Raw genomic sequence first — 4,026 nt, forward strand, 5'->3', positions numbered from 1 at the left:
ATTATGGACAAAAATACAAATGGAGGTGTTTGTATGGATAAAAACGCAAACAATAAAGCATTAAACTTTTTCAAGAAGGAGGGCTTCTACGTAATTTTATTTGTTTGTTTATGTATAGTTGCTACAGTGGCATCTATAACAGCAAACAATAATAAAAAAGTTGCAAGTAATCAGGAAGCCGTACAAAAAGAACAAGCTAATGCAGGCAATGTAACTAAGGCAAACCAAAAGGCATATGATGGTGCTCTGCAAGTGAAAAAAGAAAATATAGCTAAGACTAAAGAACTTAAAGCAGTACCTAACACAAAAAATGTAGCAACGGCTGCAGTTTCTAGTTCAATCAATGCTCAATTTGCAAATCCAGTGGCTAATGGGCTACTAGCAAGAGCATATTCAAAAGAGATTGATTCAGTAGTGTTCAAGACTGATGGAAGCTACAGAACAAATTTAGGAGTTGACATTCAAGCAAAAACTGGCGAGCCAGTAGTGGCTGTAATGGATGGAATAGTTAAGGAAGTTGGTACTGATGTTGTAGGTCAAAATGGAAAGATGGTTGTAATAGATCATCAAAATGGCCTTGTTACTAAATACACTAGTTTAAATGAAAAAATCTTAGTAAAAAAAGGTGATAAAGTAAGTAAAAAACAACAAATTGGTACAGTTGGAAACACTAGTCTAAATTCATATAAAGAAGTATATGGTTCACATTTACATTTTGAAGTTTTACAAAATAATACGAATATTGATCCTGCTAAATATATAAAATATGATAAATACCAATCTTCAAAAACAAAATAAAAACCAATAACCATCTCAATTAGTTGTTTTTCCAAAATATATGGTCAGATGACTAATTGAAATGGAATTTAAAAGCAAGGTATTGCATATTTATTAATATAGAAGGGTTTAGGAGGTAACACTTTGAAAGACTATATTGAAGACAGAGTATTAGAAGTTGCTAAGTATATTATTGAGTCAAAATCAACAATAAGAAGAACCGCCAAAGTATTTGGAGTTAGCAAGAGTACTATTCACAAGGATATGACGGAGAGATTACCAACATTGAATCCTAAAATTGCTAGTCAAGCAAAAACGATTTTAGATTTAAACAAAGCTGAAAGACATATAAGAGGTGGAGATGCAACTAGACTTAAATATAAGGCAATTGAAGGATAAAGCATTTCAAAAGAAAACAATAAAAATATTATTGGTAAAAAAGGATATTTTTATGGCTTTATGTATTATAGTTTAGTATAATTTAATTATCTAATATACTAAAGAGCAGGAGTGAGTTTTGAAATGTTTTTTTTAAAAATGGGAACAGACATGGGAATTGATTTAGGAACAGCAACAGTACTTGTATATACCAAGGGAAAAGGCGTTATTTTAAAAGAACCTTCTGTTGTTGCCATAGATAGGACTAATAATAGAATATTGGCAGTTGGAGAAGAAGCTAGGCAAATGATAGGAAGAACGCCGGGAAATATTGTGGCAATACGTCCTATGAGGGACGGTGTTATTTCAGATTATGATATAACTGAGAAAATGTTAAAGCACTTTATAACGAAGGCTTGTGGTAAAAGAAGATTATCTGCTCCAAGGATTGTGATTTGCGTCCCTTGTGAGTCAACTGAAGTGGAAAGAAGAGCAGTCGAAGATGCAGCTAGAAATGCAGGAGCTAAAAAAGTTCAACTTATAGAAGAACCGTTAGCTGCAGCTATAGGAGCAGGACTCGACATTAGTAAAGCAAGTGGTAATATGGTTATTGATATTGGTGGAGGGACTACTGATATTGCAGTTATTTCTTTAGGAGGCATGGTTGTACGTGAATCCATTAAGGTAGCTGGAGATAAGTTTGATGAAAATATTATAAAATACATTAGAAAAAAGCATAAATTAATGATTGGCGAGAGAACGGCAGAGAATTTGAAAATCAATATAGGCTGCGCTTATAGACAAGATGAAGAGGAAAGTATGGAGATAAGAGGAAGGGACTTAGTTACAGGTCTTCCGAAAAATCTGGCAGTAACATCCGAGGAAATGAGAGAAGCTTTAAAAGAGGCAGTATCGCAAATAGCGGGATGTGCACATTCAGTGTTAGAGAAAACTCCACCTGAGTTATCAGCTGATATAGCTGAGAAGGGTATAGTTATGACTGGCGGAGGTTCATTGCTTAAGGGACTCGACAAGTTAATACAAGAAGTTACTAAGGTTCCAGTATATTTGGCAGAGGATCCAATATCATGTGTAGCACTTGGTACAGGTAAAGTATTGGATTATGTTGATAAGTTAGGTAATTCATTTGGTGGATACAACAATTATTTATCAAAGTAAAAGTGTAAACAAGCTATAAAAATAAGCAATACAATTATTTTAATAATTGTATTGCTTATTTTTATATATTAAAAAAAAATTTAAAATACTATTATATTATTTATTATAGATAAATTAATTAGAGCATATTAATAGGAATTAAATTATTTTGATCATTGTTAAGTGAATACAAATAATATGAATGTATAAGGGATCTGCTTAAAACATTAGCAATTTCCATTACTAGACTCAGTCTGATGTTTCTATTAGTGAATAATTCATTATCATCACTTGAATCGACTATACCTATTAATGAAACATTACCTACTATAGGAAGGGTTTTACCTACACCTTTACCAGGATGAATCGGATAATTTCTAGCTTGGAGCTCACCAATATTTGTGACGTCACCAAGACAGGCATCAACACCTATTATAGTACAATTGGGGTGTTTTGACTTTATTTCAGATAATTTACTGTCTATATTTAAGGCATGAATAGGATTATCTATAGTGCCATAAACGGGCAATGGAAAGGAACTGTTTTTTAAAAAGGTACCAACCAAAGGGCCAAGGCAATCACCTATACATCGATCGGTTCCTATGCAAACAACTAGAGTATTCTCGTCAATATAATCTTTTAGGAAATTAGAAATTGTATAGTATGCTAAAGGATCTTTATAGTGTGTTTTAGCTTTACTCAAGAAATATACCTCCTTACATTTCTGCCTTTTAAAAAATATTATTTATTTTCCTATGAATTATTTATATGAATAAACTTGAAGTATTATTATGATAAAGAATAAAAAAATCATCAATTGGCAAATAATCTATATATATAACAATTATTTGGGGTGATATTTCAATGAAAAAAATTAAATTATTATTTATTATTATATTCTCAACTTTAATAAGCGTGACTATAATGATTTCATTTGATTACCATGTTAACAATTTCAACGCTTATGAAAAGGAGAAATTGATTAAATATGGTGCGGTTAAGTATAAAAAACCTTCTAATTCAATAATAAATAATAATGATGGAGTTAAGGTGGTAATAAAAGATGAAATGAAAGATGAAAAATCAAATAATTATACAAGTGTAAAATCATCAAACACAGAGATTACAAAAAATGATGAAGATGAGGATAGTCTAGAAAATTATTATAATTATATAGATAAAAATGAAAAATCAGTGTTTAGAGTATCTGCATCAAAAATAAAAGAAAATCTGACTACATCAGATAAAATAAAATTATTATATGTGAGTACAAAGTTAGATACGGAAGATTATAAGAAAGTACAGGAATATTTATATGCTAAGGATGCTGAGGATGGTGTACTTAAAGCACTTAAATTGTTAAAAAAAGATTTATCAGCAAAAGAATATGATAAAGTGCGGAAAGTAGCTGGAAGGTTTATAGATATGAACTTGGCAGAAGGACTTAATTAACTATATTTATGTAAGGTATATAAAAAAGTATTATTAAACTTTTAAATAATAAAAAAGTTATATTAGTGATTAATATAGAGTAAATGTGAGAATGATATAGTAATGTAGAGAAGAAGTCGTTTATTTAAGGAAAATAGATTTGAAATTACTGGTTTTAAGTTGTATAATAATTCTTGTCGACACGGTAAAACGATGTATTCATAATGTGCTGGCATGGCTCAACGGTAGAGCAGCTGACTTGTAATCAGCAGGTTGTAGGTT

At 30.7% G+C, this 4,026-nt stretch carries 5 protein-coding genes; 4 read left to right on the forward strand and 1 reads right to left on the reverse strand.

Annotation, left to right across the window (positions count from 1 at the left end; translation table 11 throughout):
- The 3 genes from Q0649_RS20425 to Q0649_RS20435 all read left to right on the forward strand — a co-directional run.
- Window positions 1–798: peptidoglycan DD-metalloendopeptidase family protein (locus tag Q0649_RS20425; RefSeq protein ID WP_367179426.1), on the forward strand; the 798-nt coding region annotated here is incomplete at its 5' end.
- 123 nt (window positions 799–921) lie between these two features.
- Window positions 922–1,176 carry a sporulation transcriptional regulator SpoIIID gene (spoIIID, locus tag Q0649_RS20430; RefSeq protein ID WP_216105975.1) on the forward strand — a complete coding sequence of 85 codons (255 nt, stop codon included), beginning with the start codon at window positions 922–924 and terminating at the stop codon, window positions 1,174–1,176.
- Window positions 1,177–1,299: 123 nt separating this feature from the next.
- Window positions 1,300–2,334, forward strand: coding sequence for a rod shape-determining protein (locus tag Q0649_RS20435; protein ID WP_298846207.1), 1,035 nt, complete (start codon window positions 1,300–1,302; stop codon window positions 2,332–2,334).
- Window positions 2,335–2,452: 118 nt separating this feature from the next.
- Here Q0649_RS20435 and yyaC read toward each other — a convergent pair whose 3' ends face one another.
- Window positions 2,453–3,016 carry a spore protease YyaC gene (yyaC, locus tag Q0649_RS20440; protein ID WP_298846210.1) on the reverse strand — a complete coding sequence of 188 codons (564 nt, stop codon included), beginning with the start codon at window positions 3,014–3,016 and terminating at the stop codon, window positions 2,453–2,455.
- Between the two features lie 161 nt (window positions 3,017–3,177).
- On the opposite strand from yyaC, the gene Q0649_RS20445 reads away from it, so the two are divergent.
- The gene (locus Q0649_RS20445; protein WP_298846213.1) at window positions 3,178–3,765 is read left to right on the forward strand and encodes a hypothetical protein; all 588 of its coding nucleotides are present in this window, start codon (window positions 3,178–3,180) and stop codon (window positions 3,763–3,765) included.
- Window positions 3,766–4,026: the final 261 nt, after the last annotated feature.

The organism is uncultured Clostridium sp. (assembly GCF_937920395.1).
Lineage (GTDB): Bacteria > Bacillota > Clostridia > Clostridiales > Clostridiaceae > Clostridium_AD.

Bases quoted from the DNA above. Each gene is read 5' to 3' on its own strand.
- Q0649_RS20435 (WP_298846207.1), top strand. From the start codon at position 1,300: ATGTTTTTTTTAAAAATGGGAACAGACATGGGAATTGATTTAGGAACA.
- Q0649_RS20445 (WP_298846213.1), top strand. From the start codon at position 3,178: ATGAAAAAAATTAAATTATTATTTATTATTATATTCTCAACTTTAATA.